Source organism: Amycolatopsis sp. NPDC003865, assembly GCF_053605345.1.
The window spans coordinates 48,601-66,789 of record NZ_JBSGJA010000011.1 but is presented as its reverse complement, the minus strand read 5'-3'; the positions used below and the strand labels follow the sequence as shown (position 1 = coordinate 66,789).

11 protein-coding genes are annotated in these 18,189 nt (G+C 72.1%); 8 read left to right on the top strand and 3 right to left on the bottom strand.

What is annotated here, in order from left to right:
• Positions 1-29: 29 nt before the first annotated feature.
• Positions 30-995, top strand: coding sequence for an erythromycin esterase family protein (locus ACWEVP_RS25350; RefSeq protein WP_452065049.1), 966 nt, complete (start codon positions 30-32; stop codon positions 993-995).
• 53 nt (positions 996-1,048) lie between these two features.
• Here the strand turns inward: ACWEVP_RS25350 and ACWEVP_RS25345 are convergent, their stop codons facing one another.
• Positions 1,049-3,373, bottom strand: a complete 2,325-nt coding sequence (locus ACWEVP_RS25345; protein ID WP_452065048.1) for a chitobiase/beta-hexosaminidase C-terminal domain-containing protein — start codon at positions 3,371-3,373, stop codon at positions 1,049-1,051.
• Positions 3,374-3,640: 267 nt separating this feature from the next.
• Between ACWEVP_RS25345 and ACWEVP_RS25340 the strand changes: the two genes are divergently transcribed.
• Both ACWEVP_RS25340 and ACWEVP_RS25335 read left to right on the top strand, forming a co-directional pair.
• The gene (locus ACWEVP_RS25340) at positions 3,641-4,873 is read left to right on the top strand and encodes a S53 family peptidase (protein ID WP_452065047.1); all 1,233 of its coding nucleotides are present in this window, start codon (positions 3,641-3,643) and stop codon (positions 4,871-4,873) included.
• 72 nt (positions 4,874-4,945) lie between these two features.
• On the top strand, positions 4,946-5,566 hold the full coding sequence (locus ACWEVP_RS25335) for a hypothetical protein (RefSeq protein ID WP_452065046.1): 621 nt from the start codon (positions 4,946-4,948) through the stop codon (positions 5,564-5,566).
• On the opposite strand, the gene ACWEVP_RS25330 is transcribed toward ACWEVP_RS25335, so the two are convergent.
• Positions 5,555-8,362, bottom strand: coding sequence for an alpha-L-fucosidase (locus ACWEVP_RS25330; RefSeq protein WP_452065045.1), 2,808 nt, complete (start codon positions 8,360-8,362; stop codon positions 5,555-5,557). The genes ACWEVP_RS25335 and ACWEVP_RS25330 overlap by 12 nt on opposite strands.
• Before the next feature lie 147 nt (positions 8,363-8,509).
• Here ACWEVP_RS25330 and sigJ point away from each other — a divergent pair, with 147 nt between their 5' ends.
• Positions 8,510-9,391, top strand: coding sequence for an RNA polymerase sigma factor SigJ (gene sigJ / locus ACWEVP_RS25325; RefSeq protein ID WP_452065044.1), 882 nt, complete (start codon positions 8,510-8,512; stop codon positions 9,389-9,391).
• A gap of 10 nt (positions 9,392-9,401) precedes the next feature.
• Here sigJ and ACWEVP_RS25320 read toward each other — a convergent pair whose 3' ends face one another.
• Entirely contained in the window at positions 9,402-12,524 is a 3,123-nt protein-coding gene (locus ACWEVP_RS25320) for a SpvB/TcaC N-terminal domain-containing protein (protein WP_452065043.1), read from the bottom strand.
• Between the two features lie 182 nt (positions 12,525-12,706).
• Here ACWEVP_RS25320 and ACWEVP_RS25315 point away from each other — a divergent pair, with 182 nt between their 5' ends.
• The 4 genes from ACWEVP_RS25315 to ACWEVP_RS25300 all read left to right on the top strand — a co-directional run bounded on the left by ACWEVP_RS25315 (position 12,707) and on the right by ACWEVP_RS25300 (position 18,072).
• Positions 12,707-14,329, top strand: a complete 1,623-nt coding sequence (locus ACWEVP_RS25315) for a S8 family serine peptidase (protein WP_452065042.1) — start codon at positions 12,707-12,709, stop codon at positions 14,327-14,329.
• Positions 14,326-14,901 (top strand): RNA polymerase sigma factor, encoded by a 576-nt coding sequence (locus tag ACWEVP_RS25310; RefSeq protein ID WP_452065041.1) that lies wholly within the window; start codon positions 14,326-14,328, stop codon positions 14,899-14,901. Before ACWEVP_RS25315 ends, ACWEVP_RS25310 begins: the two co-directional genes overlap by 4 nt.
• Positions 14,898-15,383, top strand: a complete 486-nt coding sequence (locus tag ACWEVP_RS25305; RefSeq protein WP_452065040.1) for a hypothetical protein — start codon at positions 14,898-14,900, stop codon at positions 15,381-15,383. Before ACWEVP_RS25310 ends, ACWEVP_RS25305 begins: the two co-directional genes overlap by 4 nt.
• Positions 15,384-15,555: 172 nt before the next feature.
• Positions 15,556-18,072, top strand: coding sequence for a CHAT domain-containing protein (locus tag ACWEVP_RS25300; protein ID WP_452065039.1), 2,517 nt, complete (start codon positions 15,556-15,558; stop codon positions 18,070-18,072).
• Positions 18,073-18,189: the final 117 nt, after the last annotated feature.

Below are 18,189 nucleotides of genomic sequence, written 5' to 3'. Positions count from 1 at the left end.
TCGGATGTTCAAGGATACGATTCAACCACATGGACATCACGGACTGCACCGCCGAACTGCTCGCCTTCGGTGAGCCGACGCACTTCGAACCGGCCTTCGCGCGGATCCGCAACGACCTCTTCGCGCGGCTCGCCGAGCACGGCTTCCGGTCGATCGCGCTGGAGACCGACCGCGTCGCCGCGCTCGACGGCGGGTTCTCGCACGGCTTCGGCGAACAGGACGCCAATCAGGAGCTGCTCGCCTGGCTGCGCGAGTACAACGAGACCGCCGCCGAACCGCTGACCTTCCACGGCTTCGACGCCCCGACGGAGACGTTCAGCGCGCCCAGCCCGCGGACCTACCTCGAACACGCCCGCGACTACCTCGGCGTCAGCGTCGACATCGCGACCCTGGCCGGGGACGACGAACGGTGGAGCCGCTCCGAAGCGATCCTCGACCCGGCCGCGTCGCCCGGCGCGTCACCCGAGGCCCGGGAGCTGCGGGTCATCGCCGACGACCTGCTCATGGCTCTCGACGCCCGCGTCGAGCCGGCCGCACGCGCCGCGAGGATCCACGCCATGGCCGGGCTCGACCTGCTGCGCTACCACGCGGCGTCGGCGTTGCCCGGCGAGCGGGACACGAGGATCGCCCGCCTCGCGGGCGCCCGCGCGGTCATCATGGCCCGGAACCTCTTGGACATCCACAGTTCGCAGCCCGGCCGGACGCTGGTGTTCGCGCACAACGCCCACCTGGGCTCCGGCGCGGGGGCGATCGTCGCGTCGCGGCTCGGCGAGCGGTACGCGTTCATCGCGGGCAGCCTCGGCCACAGCGAAGCCCTCGGCCTCGGCGAGCCCGACCCCGCCACCTACGAAGGCCACCTGCAGCGCGGCACCGGCACCTGGCAGCTGACCGCGGAAATCCCGGCCGGCCGCCCTCGCGAAGACGCCGACTACCGGTACGCGCCGCTCACCCGGGAGCTGCTGGAAAACGCCGACGCGATCCTGCACGTCGCATGAAAAAGCGGCCCCGCACCGGGTCGGGTCCGGTGCGGGGCCGCTGTTCACCCGGGTTACGGGTAGTTCACCACGTTGACCGGCACCGTGCCCGAAGGCGTGACGCCGCCGGTGTCGTTGATGACGTGGGTGATCGTGCCGCGGTAGTTGAGCGACACCGTCAGCAGGCTGTGGAACCGGACGCCGCTGGTGTTCGGCACCTCGAACGCGTGGTAGCTGGACACCGCCGGGTTCGTGTCGAAGAAGCAGTAGCTCCCGAGCCCCCACGCCTCGTGGGACGTCACGTTCGACGCGACCTTGTAGGCGGCGTACCCGGCGACTCCGGACGGCGCGTTCCACGACGCCTGGTTCGGCACGTCGTAGGGCATCTCGTTCTGGAAGAAGATCGTCTTCCCGCCCTGGCCGTTCCAGATCACCTGGTACTTCTGGTAGTGCTCGACGAACAGGCCGGTCGCCGTCACGTTCGCGCCGTTCACCACCAGCCCGGTGTCGGCGGTGTTGGTGGTCCAGCCGACCGTGCCCGAGTTGCCGTGGTCGGCCCGCCACGCCCAGATGTGGTCGATGATCGTGTCGGCGCTGTTGACGATCAGGCTGTTCGTCGCCTTGCCGGCGATCGCGCCGCCGATCCGGAAGAACACGTCCTGGACCGTCGTCGGGTTCGACGCGTGCGACGCCGACGAGCCGGACTGCCCGACCGTGAGCAGGGCCTGCGAGTTCGTCGTGCCCGCGTCGAAGAGCAGGCCCTTGAGCCGCACGCCGTCCACATCGGACACCTGCATCGCGTTGACGCCGTTGTCCGGAACCAGCGTCGGGTAGCCGATGCCGAGGATGGTCGTGTTCGCCTTGGTCACGTTGAGCGTCTGGTTGAGGTGGTAGACGCCCGGCGTGAAGAACAGGTTGCAGCCCGCGGCGAGCGCGTTGTTGATCGAGGAGGCCGTGTCGCCGGACTTCACGACGTAGAACTGGCTCATCGGCGCCGAGGTGCCGGGCGTGCTGCCGTTCGCCCAGCTCGGGCCGGACGCGTTGGTGCGCAGGGACGGCAGGAACACGCGGTACTTGCCGGTGCCGTCGACGTAGAGGTAGGGCACGTCGCGGGACACGGGCGTCGTCGCCAGCGTCGTCTCCGGCGGGTTCGGGAACGTGGTCGCCGGCGCGCCGCTGGTGCCGGAGAAGACCATGTTCCAGACCCCGCCGTTCCAGCTGCCGAGCTGCGAGTCGCGGGTGTACCACTGCTGCTGCGAGACCGACGCGGCCTGACCGGCCACCTTCGTGTCGGCGATGTAGCCGCCACTGGCGTAGCCGTAGCTCGCCGGGTACAGCTGCAGCCCGCCGCGGACGTCCATCCGGCGGAACGGCGCGGCCTGCGCGACGGCCCACCGCTCGTTGCCGCCGGACGGGTTGACCGCCATGTTCTCCGCGGAGCGCCAGAAGTTCTGCAGCGCGACGCCGTTGTCGGACGCGTTGAAGGCGTCGACCGTGACGTCACCGTTGATCAGCACGTCGCCGGGGTTCTGGCCGAGACCGGCGACCGAGGTGTAGAAGCCGACGTTGTCGTGGACGTTGTTGTACGTGCCCGGCTTGAACAGGTGGGCGACGCGCCGGTCCGCCATCTGCGCGGTCAGCGTGTCCTTCTGGTTGTTGAAGTCGGTGTCGAGCTGCGCCTGGATCGTCGCCGCCGACATGCTCGGGTCGAAGATCCGCACGTTGGAACCGAAGTTCGGGGTGTCGGACTGCGTCGGGCAGCCCGCCTGGGTGCCGATCGTGTAGCTCGCGCTCGACACCGCCGACGTCGTCATGCCGGACTTGAGCGCGATCGCGTTGACCGTGCGGGAGTTCGGGACGCTGATCGGTCCACTGTAGAGCGTGGAGGACGCGGTCGGCGTCGAGCCGTCCACCGTGTACCGGATGGTCGCGCCCGAAGTGGCGCTGCTGATCGTCACCGTCTGGGCGGAGGAGTACGTGCCGCCGGGCGGGCTGAACGTCGGGGCCGCGACCGTCGTCGTGCCGCCACCGACGGTGTAGCTGAAGTGCGGCGTGTCGTACTGCGGGCCGCTCTTCTCGTAGGTGAACCAGTAGTCGAGGACGTTCCCGGTGCTCAGGCCGCCGACCGTGGTCCGCCAGGTGCCCGAGCCGTTGGTCATCCGGACGTTCTGCTGGCCGAGGCCCGGGACGCCGGTGTAGTGGACGTCCACGTACAGCGCCGGGGTGGTCGGGGTGAAGTTGATCTGCACCTGCGTCGAGCTCAGCTGGCTGACGCTCTGGGTGTAGTCGTCGGCCGCGAGGGCCGCGGGGGCGCTCAGCCCGGCCGCCACCAGCAGCGCCGATGCGACGAGCGCCAGCCTTGGGCTGTGCCGTCGAAACTTGTCCAAGGTCCGGTTCACGCCGTGACACCTCCGCCGTTGGGGATCCACGAGCCATTTGTTGCGAGTCACAACAAAGTAGCTCCCGCTCAGCGGGCTTTTAGTCACTTTTCGGTAACACTTGTCTGGACCAATAACTCGACCGGGTGAGAAGGTTCGTGACCGTTCGTCCGGTTCGCCGTCCGGTGGGCGAATGACTGAACCGAGAAACATCCTCTTGCCGGGTGACCTCCATCGAGTGACATGCGACGATCCCGTGCCACACCCGGTCCCCTACCGAGGAGTAGCATGGCTCGTTCCCGGCTGTTCCGATCCCTGATCGTCCTTTCCCTCGTGGCGGCCCCGCTTTCGGTGGCCGTCGCCGCGCCCGCCGACGCCGCCCCGCTGAAGAGCGGCGGCGTCGTGAACTTCGGCTGCGCCACCTCCGGCAAGTTCCACTGCCTCGGCAAGGCGATCCGGTCGCCGAAGGGCTCCGGCCCGTTGCTGAACTCGACCCCGGTCGGCTACGGCCCGGCCGAAATGCAGGCCGCCTACAACCTCGGCGGGCTGCACGCGAACGGCCGCACAGTGGCCATTGTGGACGCCCAAGACGCCCCGACCGCGGAGGCGGACCTGGCGAAGTTCCGCGCGGCGCGGGGACTTTCGCCGTGCACGACGGCCAACGGCTGCTTCAAGAAGGTCAACCAGAACGGCGCGGCGAGCCCGCTGCCCGCGCCGGACTACGGCTGGGCGATGGAGATCAGCCTCGACCTCGACGCGGTGTCCGCGACCTGCCCGGACTGCAAGATCCTGTTGGTGGAAGCCAACTCCCCGGACACCGACCCGCTGATGACGGCGGTCGACACGGCCGCGGCGACGCCGGGCGTGGTGGCCATCTCCAACAGCTACGGCGGCACCGAGGACTCGACGATCCTGGCCGCGGACGCCCACCTGAACCACCCGGGCATCGCGGTGACGGCGTCCTCGGGTGACTCCGGCTACGGCGTCAGCTGGCCGGCGTCCTCGCCGTACGTCACGGCCGTCGGCGGCACGACGCTGAAGAAGTCGACGAGCACCGCCCGCGGCTGGACCGAGACGACGTGGAAGGGCAGCGGCAGCGGGTGTTCGGCCCTGGAAGCGAAGCCGTCGTGGCAGCACGACACCGGGTGTGCCAAGAGGACGGTCGCGGACGTCTCGGCGGTCGCGGACCCGGCCACCGGGCTCGGGGTCTACGACACGTACAACAGCTGCGGCAGCTCGTCGTGGTGCGACCTGCTGCTGTCGCTGGGCCTCGCGCAGGGCGCGGACGGCTGGGTGCAGGTCGGCGGCACGAGCCTGTCGTCGCCGGTGATCGCGAGCGTGTACGCGCTGGCGGGCAACTCGGTGACGTCCGGGTCGTACCCGTACGCGCACACCGGCGGGTTGTACGACGTGACGTCCGGGTCGAACGGCAGCTGCGGCGGCAGCTACCTGTGCACGGCGGGCACCGGGTACGACGGGCCCACCGGGCTGGGCACGCCGAACGGCACGTCGGGGTTCTGACCGGGCCGCACGGACGGGTGACGTTCGCTCGGCGCATTTTCGCTGGTCCCCGGCCGGGGTAAGGATGTCTGCATGCTGGACACCGAAGTGCTGGCGCGGACGGCTCCGCGGGCGCTCGACGTCGTCACCCCGCTCGGGGACGTGCGGTTCGCCGTCCGCGCCGGTGGCTGGGACGTGCCCGCGAGACCCGAGCTCACCTGGGGTCTCGGCTCGGGCGCGCGGCTGTGCCGGTGGCGGCACCAGTCCGTCCGGCTCGACGTGCTCTCCGGAGCCACCGGTTCGGGCGAACCCGGCGTGACCCGCGAGACGACGATCTTCCGGGTGCTGGCCAGGGAAGACGTCAGCGAGTTCGTCGTCCAGGCCGAGCTGGCCGGTGCGCCCGAGGACGTCCGGGGCGGGGAAAGCGCCTTCACCATCGAGACGGCCGAAGCCGCGGTGAGCGTCGGCGGCCCGAGCGCCGAAGAGCTGCGCCACTGCTCCCGCGCCGGGCAGCACGTGCCGCCGTACTGGTCGAAGCAGCTGGCCGACGCCGTCGAACTCGGCGGCGGCCGGCTCACCTGGCAGCTGCCCGGCGTCGAACGCGGCGACTACGCCGAGCTCTGGGTGACCGTCGCCTGGAGCGCGGCGGGCGGGGACCCGGGCCGGGCGGTCGACATCGACCCGGCCCGGGTCCTGCGCGAGCTAACCCAGTGAAACCCGATCCAGATCCGGTGCCCCGCCGGAGTCGTTGCCGATCCGGATCGCATTGGCGCCCGCGGTCAGCGTCACCGGGACCGAAGTGGTGTACGGCGTGCTGTTGCCGGCGCCGCTGACCTTCACCTCGACCGGCGCGCCGCCGTTGACCGAGACGAAGTACGACCGGTCGCCGTTGACGGTGAAGTCGAGGTACAAGGTGTACTGACCGGCGGCGCCGGCCGTGACGCCCGGGAACGTCACCGCCGCGCCCGCGCTGCCGCCGATGTTGCGCACCTTCTGCCCGCCCGAGCACGCCGAGCAGCTCGTGACACCGGCGTCGCCGATGTCGTTCGCCGAGTCCTCGGCCTCGCGCATGAACACGCGGTCGGCCGGCCGTTGCCGGACCTGCACCGGCTTGCTGACCGACTTCGCGCGCCCGAGTGTCGTGAAGTTCGCCGTCACCGGGACGGTGACGTCCTGGGCGGCCGGGGCGGTCACCGTCCACGATCCACTCAGGACCTGGCCGAGCCGCAGGTTCGCCGCGGTCACCGGGGCGCCCTGGAGCGTCCAGCCGGCCGGGAGGACCGGGGCCAGCGACACCTGGCCGATCGGGTCGTCGACGTCCAGCCGCAGCGAAGCCGTGATCTTCAGGACCTGCTGTCCCGGCGAAACCCATTGCACCCCGGCCGGTTCGACGGTCAGCGTCGTCTTCGGGGTGTACGACTCGGGTGGCAGCGGTGCCACCGCGATCCGGTCGAGGGCGGCCGTGCCCGACACCTTGATGGTGTTGGCGCCGGCGGTCAGCGGCGCGGCGATCGCGGCCGGGGCGTCGACGGTGATCGGCGCGGCGCCGTTCACGCTCACCGAGAGCGTGCCCGGCGCGGCCGTGTCCAGTTGCAGCCTCGACGGACCCGTGGCCTGGACGTTCCGGTAGACGACCGCGCCGCGGTCGAGGCCGGTGACCGCCGCGGTGCCCGAGCACGCCTCGCACCACACCGGGGACGCCTTGCCCTCGAAGCCGTTGCGCCACGACTCCGCCTCCAGCGGCACCTCGCCGCGGGGGTCGGGGTAGCCGTAGGCGACGTCGATCTCGTCGATCGCGAGCTGGTGGAAGAACGGCTTGGCCTGCGGGCCCGACCACGTGTTCAGCACCTCGAGCTTGAGGTAGCGCGCGTGCACCTCGCCGACGTCGACGAACTGGACGCCGCGGGTGCTCGGCAGGGCGCCGGTGCGCACCGGCGTGCCCCAGTTCTTCCCGTCGTCACTGGCGTAGACGCGGTAGTCCTTGATCCGCGCGGAGTCCTCGGCACGGCCGAAGGATTCGCGTGCGGCCGTCGGCGACGACTCGCGCTCGTGCACCGCCAGGTACGCCGTGGACCGCTTCTTGCCGAGGTCCAGCGTCACCGACACCGGCTGCTGACCGCCGGCGTCCCAGTAGTTCAGGTAGCTGCCGTCGGTGAGGTTCGCCGCGGGGTGCCCGGGCGCCGACGCCGACGCGGTCGCCTTGATCGTGCTCTTGTCGTAGAAGTACTGCTGCCCCGCGGTGTCCACTTGGAACACGGTGTCGTAGGCGTCCCAGTCCGTGATGTCCAGAATGGACAGGTAGCCGCCGGACTGGGCGAACCGCATCGGCTTGCCGGTGCGCACATCGGACACTCCCGTGACGCGGTAGCCGTTGTCGCGCAGGCGGACCAGGTTCGTCGACGGCCGCGTGACGACGTGCACGTACTGGGTTTTCCCCTGCACGGTGATGACGCCGTGCGCGCCGTCGTTCCAGAAGCCGGGCTGCATCCCGCCGTACATGTAGCCGCCGCCTTCGGTGCCTCCCAAGGTCTTCCTGATCGGCTGGGTCCAGGACGCCATGAAGTTGTTGAACGCCTCCTGCTGCGGCGGGAACTTCCCGTTCAGCATGGCGGTTTCGGCCATCAGCGACTTGATCGACGAACCGGCGTTCGTGATGTAGCGGCCGGTGGAGAGCCGGAAGTCGACGGCCTGGTCGCCGCCGCTGTACCACCAGTCGCCGTTGGTCGGCAGCTTGTAGTCGGCCTCGGTGAGCCGCGGCATCGGCGTGTAGATCGCCTGCGGGTAGTCGTAGGACGGCGTCATGCCGGTCTTCTGCTCGTTGCTGACCGTGTCCATGATCGGCGTGTCCTCGTTGTTGTTGCTCAGCAGCCAGGACGGCCGCTTTTCGCGGATGTGCTCGTAGAGCCCGTGCTGCTCCCAGTACTCGTTGTCGTTGTCGATCCAGAAGCCGGCCAGGCCGGAGTAGCGGTCCATGACCTCGTCGAACAGGTCGTAGCTGTACTCGCCGAACCCCGGACGGGTGGTCAGGTCGACGGGGTGCCCCTTGTACGCCGAGTAGGCGGCCGAGTCGAGCGACTCGTGGCCGGTCTCGTTGTGCCACTGGGGGTCGTCGGTCATGTAGAGCATGACGCGGACGCCCTTGGCCTGGCCCGCGGCGATCAGTTCGCCGAGGAAGTCGCGCTGGGTCGAGCAGCTGCCCGGGATCTTCGACGGCCACGGCCGCGCGTAGCCCAGCCGGCTGTGGAAGGTGGTGAGGACGACGTAGGACGCGCCGAGCTTGGTCGCCTCGTCGATCCAGTAGCCCGGCGTCCAGCTGCCGGCGGTGACGTCGCGCTCCCAGGCGGCGCAGTCGGTGTGCCGCGGCGCGGTGAACATGCCCCAGTGCAGGAACAGGCCGGCGGTCGACGCCCGCAGCCAGTCCTGGCGCGGGTGGTACAGCTCGGCGTGCGCGGGGGTGACCAGGGTCGCCAGCAGCACGATGACCGCGGCGAGGCAGGCTCGGACTCTCATGGCCTCTCCTTCGTCGGAGAGATCCGATGATTATGCGGTGATATATCGTACGTCAAGGGAAGATGCCGCTCAGCGGGATGCAGTCGTCAGACCTGTCACAACGCTGTCGTGGGATACGTCAGAGTGGTGACGCGAAAGGACGTGCCCGTGAACGACGAGATCCTGGCCCGCGGCTTCGAGACCCACCGGAGTCACCTGCGCTCGGTCGCCTACCGGATGCTGGGCTCGCTGAGCGAAGCCGAGGACGCCGTGCAGGAGACGTGGCTGCGGCTCAGCCGCAGCGACACGACCGCGGTCGAGAACCTCGGCGGCTGGCTGACGACGGTCGTCGGGCGCGTCTGCCTGGACATGCTGCGCTCGCGCAAGGCCCGGCGCGAGGAGCCGTGGGACGTGGTGGTGCCCGACCCGATCATCAGCCGCGACGACGCCGGGCCCGAGCACGAGGCGCTGATGGCGGACTCGGTCGGCCTCGCGCTGCTGGTGGTGCTCGACACGCTCACCCCGGCCGAGCGGCTGGCGTTCGTGCTGCGGGACATGTTCGCGATGCCGTTCGAGGAGATCGCCCCGATCGTCGGCCGCTCCGAGGCGGCGACCCGCCAGCTGGCCAGCCGCGCCCGGCGCCGCGTCCAGGGCGCCCCGGTCGCACCGGACCCGGACCTCTCCCGGCAGCGCCAAGTGGTCGAGGCCTTCCTGGCGGCGGCCCGCGAAGGCGACTTCGACGCGCTGGTGTCGGTCCTCGACCCGGAGGTCGTGCTGCGCGCGGACCGCGGCACGGCGATGGGCGGCTCGGTCGAGGTCCACGGCCCGGCGGCGGTGGCAGGCCAGGCGCTGACGTTCTCCCGCCTCGGCGCGGACGGCGCGGCGGTCCGCCACGCGGTGGTCAACGGCGCGGCGGGCGTGGTGGCGACCCGAGAGGGGAAGCCGTTCTCGGTGCTGGGCTTCACGGTGGCCGGCGGGCGCATCGTGGAGATCGACATCCTCGCGGATCCCGAGCGCCTCAACCGCCTGGACCTGGCGGTGCTGGACTGACCCGCTCGGGTCAGGGAGCCTCGATGACCGCGCCGGTGCCGTCGGTGATCAGGGCTACCTCCGCGTGCTCGTCGAAGTGCAGGTACTCGCGGTGGCCGTCCGCGTGCTGGCGGACCGTGCCCGCCACCACGACCACCAGCTCGCCGTCCTCGATCGCGTACAGGTCGTCCGGGGTCAGGACCTCGTGGATGTGCGTTCCGGTCGTCGTCAGCGTGCGGACCCGGCGGCCCGAGTGGTCGTAGCCGTACAGCGCGTTGACGCCGTCGTCGCCGTGGACCCCGCGCAGCCTGCCGAACGCGTCGCGGATTTCGCTGCCCTGCCGCGGTTGCGCCGGCGTCCCGGGTGCGATCGGGCGCAGCAAACCACCCGGTCCGCGGACCACGTGCTCCGGCGTGAAGTGCTCGCTCACGCCGTTCGCGTAGTGCACCGCCGTCCGGCGGCCGCGCAGGTCGTACTGGACGGCGTCGACGAACCCCGGCACGCTCACCAGCCGCCCGACCTCGTCGTACTGGTGGCGGACGGTCAGCCGTCCGTCGCCCGCGTCCGGGTAGACCACTTCGGACAGCCGCCCGTCGGCTCGGCGGGTGACGTCCAGCCGGTACTCGACCGCGATGTGCGCCGGCCGCCAGCGCCGCTGGACCGGGTGGCCGAGCGGGTCGTAGCCGAACAGCGTCACGCCGGACTCGTCGGCGACGCGCACGAGCCGCCCGCAGCTGTGCGGACCCGCTTCGAGGGGCACCGGGAGCCCGCCGTCGTGGTAGGTGAACGTCGTGACCGGGGTGCCGCCCGGGTCGTCGACCAGCACCGCGACCACCCGGTCGGCCGCGTCGTGCACGCGGTACACCGTGTGCCCGCTCGCGGTCCGCGTCTCGACCGCGTTGCCGGCGGCGTCCCTCGCGTGCACGACGCCGTCCGCGTCACGCAGTTCCCGGCCCAGCAGGTCCCGCACGACCACCGCCGGATCGTCCGATGTGGACGTCCCCAGTGGACGGCCGAGGGCGTCGTACCGGAACGTCTCGAACGAGCCCGGCGGCTGGGACGCGGGGAAAGCCCGGCTCGTGCGGCACACCAGGCCGCGCGCGCAGTACTCGTGGTGCTCGTCGACGACGTCGCCGAGCAGCTCCGCGTGGCGGCGCTGCACCAGCCGGCCGGCGCCGTCGCGCAGCTCCGAGGTCACCAGCACCTCGGCCTCGCCGGACACCGCGCGCTGCTCGGTCGTCACCCGGGCCCCGTCGTAGCGGTACCGGACGGTCGGCAGGTCCGCCGAATCACCCGGCCGCACCACGGTTTCCGGCCGGCCCAGCGGATCGTGCGTCACCGCGGTCACCGCGCCCGCCGGGTCGGTCACCTCGCACACGCGCGCCGTGCGGACGTCGTGGCGCGTCGTCGTCACGTTCCCCAGCGGGTCCGAGAACACCTCGGGGAAGCAGCGGTCGGCCGAATACCGCACCTCGTGGGTGTGACCGTGCGGCCCGGTCGTCGTGGTGCGCAGCCCGGCGACGGTGTCGAGCCGCCCGTGGAACGTCGTCACCCACCAGCCGTCCTCGCCGGCGCGGCGGTGGTAGCCGTGGTGCCGGAAGTCCGGCACGACCGGGCCGTAGACGGCGGCGACGAGCGCGTCGGTGAGCGCCAGCTCCTCCCGCGCGGTCAGCAGGCCGTGGGAACCGGCGGCGCCGTCGGGCCGCTCGTCGTACCGGAACACCCGGTCCGACAGGACCTTCCCAGCGCCGTCCACGGCCCGGACGCGCGCGGGCAGCGCGGCGAACCGGCGCTCGGGAGCCGTCGCGTACGTCGTGCGGGTGTCGCGGACGACCGGCTCGCGGCCGGGCCGCTTGACGGTTTCCACCTCCCGGACCGGGTTGCCCGCGGTGTCGAAGTCCGTCTCCGTCGTGGTCACCGAGACCGGCCGGTCGCGGCGCTCGAAGTCGGTCGTCACCGACCGGGTCCACTTCGGACGGCGAGCGTGCTCCACCCGGACGTACGGCCGATCCTCCACAGTGGACCCGTCGAGACCGTAGACCTCCTCCTTGTCGAGGAGCCCGCCGTCGCCGAACCAGCGCACGGTCCGCAGGGTCGGCGCGTACTCGTCGCCGAGCTCGTCCTGGACGACGCGGCCGAAGCCGTCGTGGTAGGAGAACTCCGTCACGCCCGTCTGTCCCGTGCCGGCCTCGTGCCGCGTGACGCGCCGGACCACCGGGACCGTCCCGACGGTCGCGTACTCGACCGACGTGTGCAGCCCGAGCCCGTTGTCGATCTCGCTCAGCCGCCCGGTGCGCGGGAGGCCGACGGGGTCGAGGGAGAAGCCGGGCACGGAGTCGTCGAGCAGCAGCACGCCGGCACCCCCGCCGCCGCTACGGGCCGGAGCGGCGACGTGGACCCGCCGCGGCGCCGGCGGTTCCGAGCGGGCGTAGGCCAGTCGCAGCACCGGCGCGGCCGCCTCGGCGCCGTGCGCGTCGAACCCGGTGAGCGCGACCGATGTCAGCAGCGAAGCACCGGTGACCTCGTCCTCGTCGTAGCCGAGGTGCCACCGGCGGACGAGCGGCCGCGCGTCCGACGGCACCCGCAGGTCGACGCGGGTGCACCGCAACGCCGTCGTGACGAGGGTGCCGCTGCGGCCCCAGCGCAGCACGTCCGGCCGTTCCTCGTAGGTGAAGTCGACCTCGTACGGGCCGTAGGACACGCGCGCGAGGTACGCCTGCCCGCTGTGGTGCGCCCAGCCGAAGTCGACGGCGTTCCCGAACGCGTCCTCGGTCCGTTCGAGGTACCAGGCGGTGCCGGCGGACCGGCCGCCGTCGGTCGTGCCGAGCAGGTGCCGGACCCCCGAACGGGTGGTGAGCACGAACCCGTCGCCGCGGCGGACCAGCCTGCCCTCGGCGCCGGAGCGCGCCCGGCCGTCGCTCAGCCGGACGTGCGGCAGCGGGAGCGCGAACCCGCCGCCGAAGACGCCGTTCGGCGCGCCGGTCGTGTAGCGCAGGGCCAGCGCGGGCGCGACGCCGCCGGGACCCGGTGGCAGGTCGAGCGGTACCGCGAAGCTGCCACCACCGGTCGCCGGGTCCGGGGTGAACGCGCCGCCCAGCCCCCGGACCGGTGCGGGCCGCTCCGCCTCCTGCGCGCTCGACCGGAGCACAACCATGCTGATCTCCCCGAATGCATCCGTGACTTCCGGGGGCCAAGTGGGTGAGCCGGACCCGTCAGATACGTCTTCACCCGTTTGCCGTCACCGTTATCCATTCGTGATGCCGGTGTCGTATCCCGGTGGCGGCCCACGGGTCTTTCCCGGGTGCCATCAGTGATCAATGGCGGAGGGTGGACCCGATGGTCGTCAAGTTCGTGCGGGACGAGACCGCGGAAACGGCGGCGGAGGACGCGAGCACGCTCAACGAGCTCCCGACCCCGCCCAGACAGTTGCTCGACCGGCACGGCGCGCGGGTGCTCGACCCGGCCACGGCGGTCGTCGCCGCCGGGCAGCCGGTTCCGCGCACGACCGTGTACCGGCCGGGCGCCTTCCTGCTCCCCAACCGGTACCTGCGCGACCAGGAGACCCTGGCCGCGATCAACCGGGTGCTCGCCCGCATCGGCGTCTACGCCGTCCCCGCCGACGAGGGCGGCGACTCGCAGGAGTACGCCCGCGCCCGGCAGCTCGACGACCTGCCCGCCCGCGCGCTGCTGAACGTCCGCCAGGACTCCGACCCCGTCGTCGTCGACTGCTGGAAGGCGCTGCAGCTGCTGCGCGCGGCCGCGTCCGGGGAGAAGCCCGAGATCGACCCGGAGATCGTCGCGAACGTGTCCGTCGAGCACCTGCTGTTCACCTCGCCGGTGTTCGGCGGGGTGCCGTGGGAGACCAGCGGCCTCGGCGGCACGCCGTGGGAGACCAGCGGGTTCGGCGCGGGCAGCTCGTACGGGCGCACGCACGGCGCCAACCGGATCCCGGTGACGCTGGCCGCGGACCCGCCCTACCGCAGCAAGAAGCCCGCCCACCGGCGGCCGGTCGTCGCCGTGCTCGACACCGGCATCGGCCCGCACCGCTGGTTCGGGGTCGCCGACCGCGGCGGCCCGCCGCCCGCCGGGTCCGGCCTCCGCGTCGCCCCCGACATCCAGGCGGCGATCCTGCAGGCCGAGCTCGCGTCGAGCTCCCTGCCGACCCAGCTGCTCGCGGACTACTGGGACGCGCCGACGACCGGCCAGCCGCTGATCGGCGACATCGACACCGACACCGGGCACGGCCTGTTCATCGCCGGCATCATCCGGCAGGCCTGCCCCGAGGCCGACACGCTCGCGATCCGCGTCGTGCACAGCGACGGCGTCGCGTACGAGGCCGACGTGCTGCTGGCGCTGCACCTGCTGGCCGACCGCGTCCGGAACGCGCAGGCGAACCACCGGCCCGAGGACATGGTCGACATCGTCTCGCTCTCGATGGGCTACTACGTCGAGGACCCGGCGGACGTCGCGTTCACAGGCCTCTTCGGCGCGGCGATCGCCGACTTGCTCTCCTTGGGCGTGCTGGTCGTCGCGGCCGCGGGCAACGACGCCACCACCCGCCGCTTCTACCCGGCGGCGTTCGCCGACCAGCCGCTCGGCAGCGGCTGCGGCCCGCAGGTGATCAGCGTCGGCGCGCTCAACCCCGACGCCGGCGCGAGCCGGGCGCTGTTCTCGAACGAAGGCCCGTGGGTGCGCTGCTGGGCGACCGGCGCCGGCATCGTCAGCACGTACCCGGACGACGTCCGCGGCAGCGCCGCCGCCGACCACGAGCTGCCCGGCCGCGGGTCCTTCGACCCGGACGACTACAGCGCCGGCTTCGCGGTCTGGGACGGGACGTCGTTCGCGGCGCCGCTCGCCGCCGCCGAGATCGCCAAGGCCCTGGTCCACTCCGGCGACCTGGCGACGGTCGACCGCGACACCGTCGTCAAGCGCGCCTGGACCGCGCTGGGCTCGCTGTGAACGTGGCCAAGACCGATCACAGCCGGGTAGCGGCACTGTTCGACGCCGCGCGGTCGGGTGACCGCGCGGCGCTGGACGAACTGGTTTCCCTGCTCACGCCGCTGCTCTGGCAGGTCGCGCGGGACCAGGGGCTGGACGCCGATCAGGCCGCCGACGTCGTGCAGACGACGTGGCTGCGCCTGCTCGGTTCGTTCGCGGAGATCCGCTCGCCGGTCGCGCTGACCGGCTGGCTGATCACCGTGACCAAGCGGGAGGCCTGGCGGGCTGGGGAAAAACGCCAGGTCGAGCGGCCGTTGCCGGAGCTTCCGGAGCGGCTGGCCGAAGCGTCACCGGCACCCGAGGAGGGGGTGCTGAGGGACGACCAGCGCGTGCGGTTGTGGCGCGCGGTCGATTCCCTGCCCGAACGCTGCCGCAGCCTGCTGCGGATCGTGGCGTTCGTGCACCGGCCGGACTACGCCGAAGTGGGCGCCCGGCTGGGAATGCCGAGGGGGAGTATCGGCCCGACCAGGGGACGTTGCCTCGCGCGCCTGCGCGAGCAGCTACTCGCCAACGGCGAAGGAGATTGGCTGTGACCACCGTCGAACCACCCGGCGCGAACGAGCCGTTGGACGAGCTCGACTTCCGGCTGCTGGCCGGAGTGCGCGAGCTGTGGGAAGACGCCGACCCGATGCCCGCCACGCTGGTGGAGCAGATCCGCTTCGCGATCCAGCTGGAGGACGTCGACCTCGAAGTGATGCGGATCCGGGAACAGGAGGAACTGGCTAGCGCGCGAAGCGCCGCGGAGCAGGGCCGGCTGATCACGTTCGACAGCGAGAGCCTGACGATCATGGTGAACGTGAGCCCCGAGCCCGGGGGGACGATCCGGCTGGACGGCTGGCTGACCCCGCCCGCGGAACACCCGATCGAGGTACGCACGGCGGGTGGCCCGCTGACGACCACATCGGACGCCGAGGGGCGGTTCGCGGTGAGCGGGGTGCCGCACGGGATGGTCCAGGTGCTGGTGCGGACCTTGGGACGGTCGAGGACGGTGAGCACCCCGGCTGTCGAGCTGTGACGGGTTGCGGCTCCCCGATCGCCGCGCCCACAAGTGAAAAGCTGTCCACCCGGCGAAAACCCCCGGACCGCCACGGCCCGGAGGTACGATCCGGGACGTCCTTCTCGGCCGAGGGGGACGGCCCCGGCCGGAAGGGCAGCCTGTGGTCGCGTCGCCGAGGGCGGAAGACCGGGTGCGCGACCTGCATCGGCGTGCGGTCGCGGCGACCAACAACGGCCAGCCCGTCGTCGGCGGGCGCCTGATCCGTTCCGCCGCAAGGCTGCTCGGCCTGCCCGCCGCGCAACCGCCGCCGGAATGGCCCGCCTGGACCGATCTCGCCACGCGCGTCCTCGGCACGTACGCCGCCGTCGAAACCGCGCTCGGCAACAGCACCCGCGGCCTCGCCCTGCTCGACGAAGCCGACGTCCTCGTCTCGGACGCCGGGCGCGGGATCCTGCGCCAGCAACGGGGTCTCGTCTTCATCCTGATCGGCCGGATGGACGAAGCGCTGGTCTGCTTCGACGAAGCGATCCCGTTGCTGCGCCAGGCCGGCGAGTTCGTCGTGCTCGCCAGGACGCTGCTCAACCGCGCCATGCTGCACCAGTACGCCGGCCGCGTCCGGCTCGCGCTCGCCGACCTCGACCAGTGCGAGCAGATCGGCGCCGGGCAGGCGTCGGAAGAAGGCTTGGAACGGATCTTCGCGAAAGCCGCGCACGGCCGCGGCCAAGCGCGTGTCCTCACCGGAGACATCCCCGGCGCGCTCCGGGACTTCGACGCGGCCAGCGGGTTCTACGCCGAACAGAGCGTCGGGATGCTGCCGGTGCTGGCCGTCGACAAGGCCCGCGCGCTGCTCGCCGCCGGGCTGCCGCAGGAGGCCGCCGCCGAACTCGACGCGGCGCTCGAGCAGTTCCCGCGGCTGCGGATGAACCAGGAGCACGCCGAAGCCGAGCTGACCCGCGCCCTGGCCGCGCTGGCGAGCGGTGACCCGGCGGCCGCGCGCGGCTGGGCCGGCCGCGCCGAACGGCGGTTTCGCCGTCGTGGCAACGAAACCTGGGCCGCGGTCGCGCAGCTGACCGTGCTGCGCGCGGACTTCGCGGCCGGACGGCGGATCGCCCGCGTCGCCACCGAGGCGACCGCGCTGGCCGCTCGGCTCACCGGGCTGGGGCTGCGCAACGACGCCGAAATCGCCGCGCTCCTGGCCGCCCGCGCGCGCATCGCGCTCGGCGACCTCGACGGCGCCCGCGCCGGCATCGCCCCGCGCGACCGCCGGACGGCGCCCCTGGAAAACCGGTTGGTGCGGCGGCTGGCGCTGGCCGAACTCGGGGCCGCGACCGGCGACCGGCGCGTCACGTTCGCGAACGCGCGCGCCGGGTTGACGCAGCTGGAGCGCCACCGCGGCCGGTTCGGCAGCATCGACCTGCAGACCGGGACGACGTCGCTGGGCAAGGAGCTCGCCGACGCCGGTCTCGCCGCCGCGCTCGCCCAGCGCTCGCCCGGCGTCGTGTTCCGCTGGCTCGACCGCTCGCGCGCGCAGGCGTTCCGGTTCCGGCCGGTGCGCCCGCCCGCGCACCCGGAGACCGTCGACGCCGTGGCGGAGCTGCGGTACCTCTCGATGCAGATCCGCGCCGGTGAGCTGTCCGGGAAGCCGGACGCCCAGGCCGTGAAGCGGTGCGCCGCGCTGGAACGCGAGATCCGCGCCAAGGGGTGGCAAGCCGAAGGCACCGACATCGACCACCCCGAGGCGAAACTGCGCGAAGTCGGCGACGAGCTCGCCGAAACCGGCAGCGCGATGGTCTGCTTCCTCGCCGACCACGGCGCGTTGTGCGCGCAGGTGATCGCGAACCACCGGGTCGCGCTGATCGAGCTGGGCCCGGCGTCGGCCGTCGCCGAACCGGTCGCGCGGCTGCACAGCGACCTCGACGCGTTGTGCGGGCGCCAGCTGCCGGCGAAGCTCGACCAGGTCATCCGCCGGTCGGTGCGGACGCAGGTCACGGCGCTCGACTCGATCCTGCTGGCGCCGCTGGCGTCCCGGCTGGGCGACCTCGACGTCGTCGTGGTGCCGACCGGCGCGCTTTCGGCCATCCCCTGGGGTCTGCTGCCGACGTTGCACGGCCGCCCGGTGACGGTCACGCCGTCGTCGTCGGCCTGGCTCGACGCGGGCCGCCGGCCACGCCGGGCGGCCGGTGCGCCGCTGCTGGTCGCGGGCTCCGACCTGATCCACGCGGAGACCGAGGTTTCGTCGCTGGCGCCGCTCTACCCGGAGGCCGAGGTGCTGACCGGGCCGGACGCGACGGTCGCGGCGACGCTCAAGGCGTTCGACGGCTGCCGTCTCGCGCACTTCGCCGCGCACGGCCACCACGAACAGGAGAACGTGCTGTTCTCCCGGCTCAACCTGGCCGACGGGCCGCTGATGGCCTACGACGTCCAGCAGCTCGCGACGGCGCCGGAGCAGGTGGTGCTGTCGTCGTGCGACGTCGGGCAGGCGGTGGTCCGCGCGGGCGACGAGGTGCTCGGCTTCACGGCGGCGTTGCTCTACGGCGGCAGCCGGACCGTGGTTTCGAGCGTGGCGCGGGTCGACGACCGGACGGCGGGCGGCGTCATGCTGGCCTACCACCGCGCGCTGTCGGCGGGCACGCCCCCTGCGCGTGCCCTGGCCGACGCGGCTCAGGCCGAGCCGTTGATGCCGTTCGTCTGCTTCGGCCGCAGCTGACATTCCTTTTGACGTATCGGGTTCGCCGAGGTTGCTTTCCGGTGATCGACCCCATCCCGGCGCATCCCGGGGCGGGCCCTGGGCATCTCCTCCAGTGAGTCCAGTTGATCACGGAAC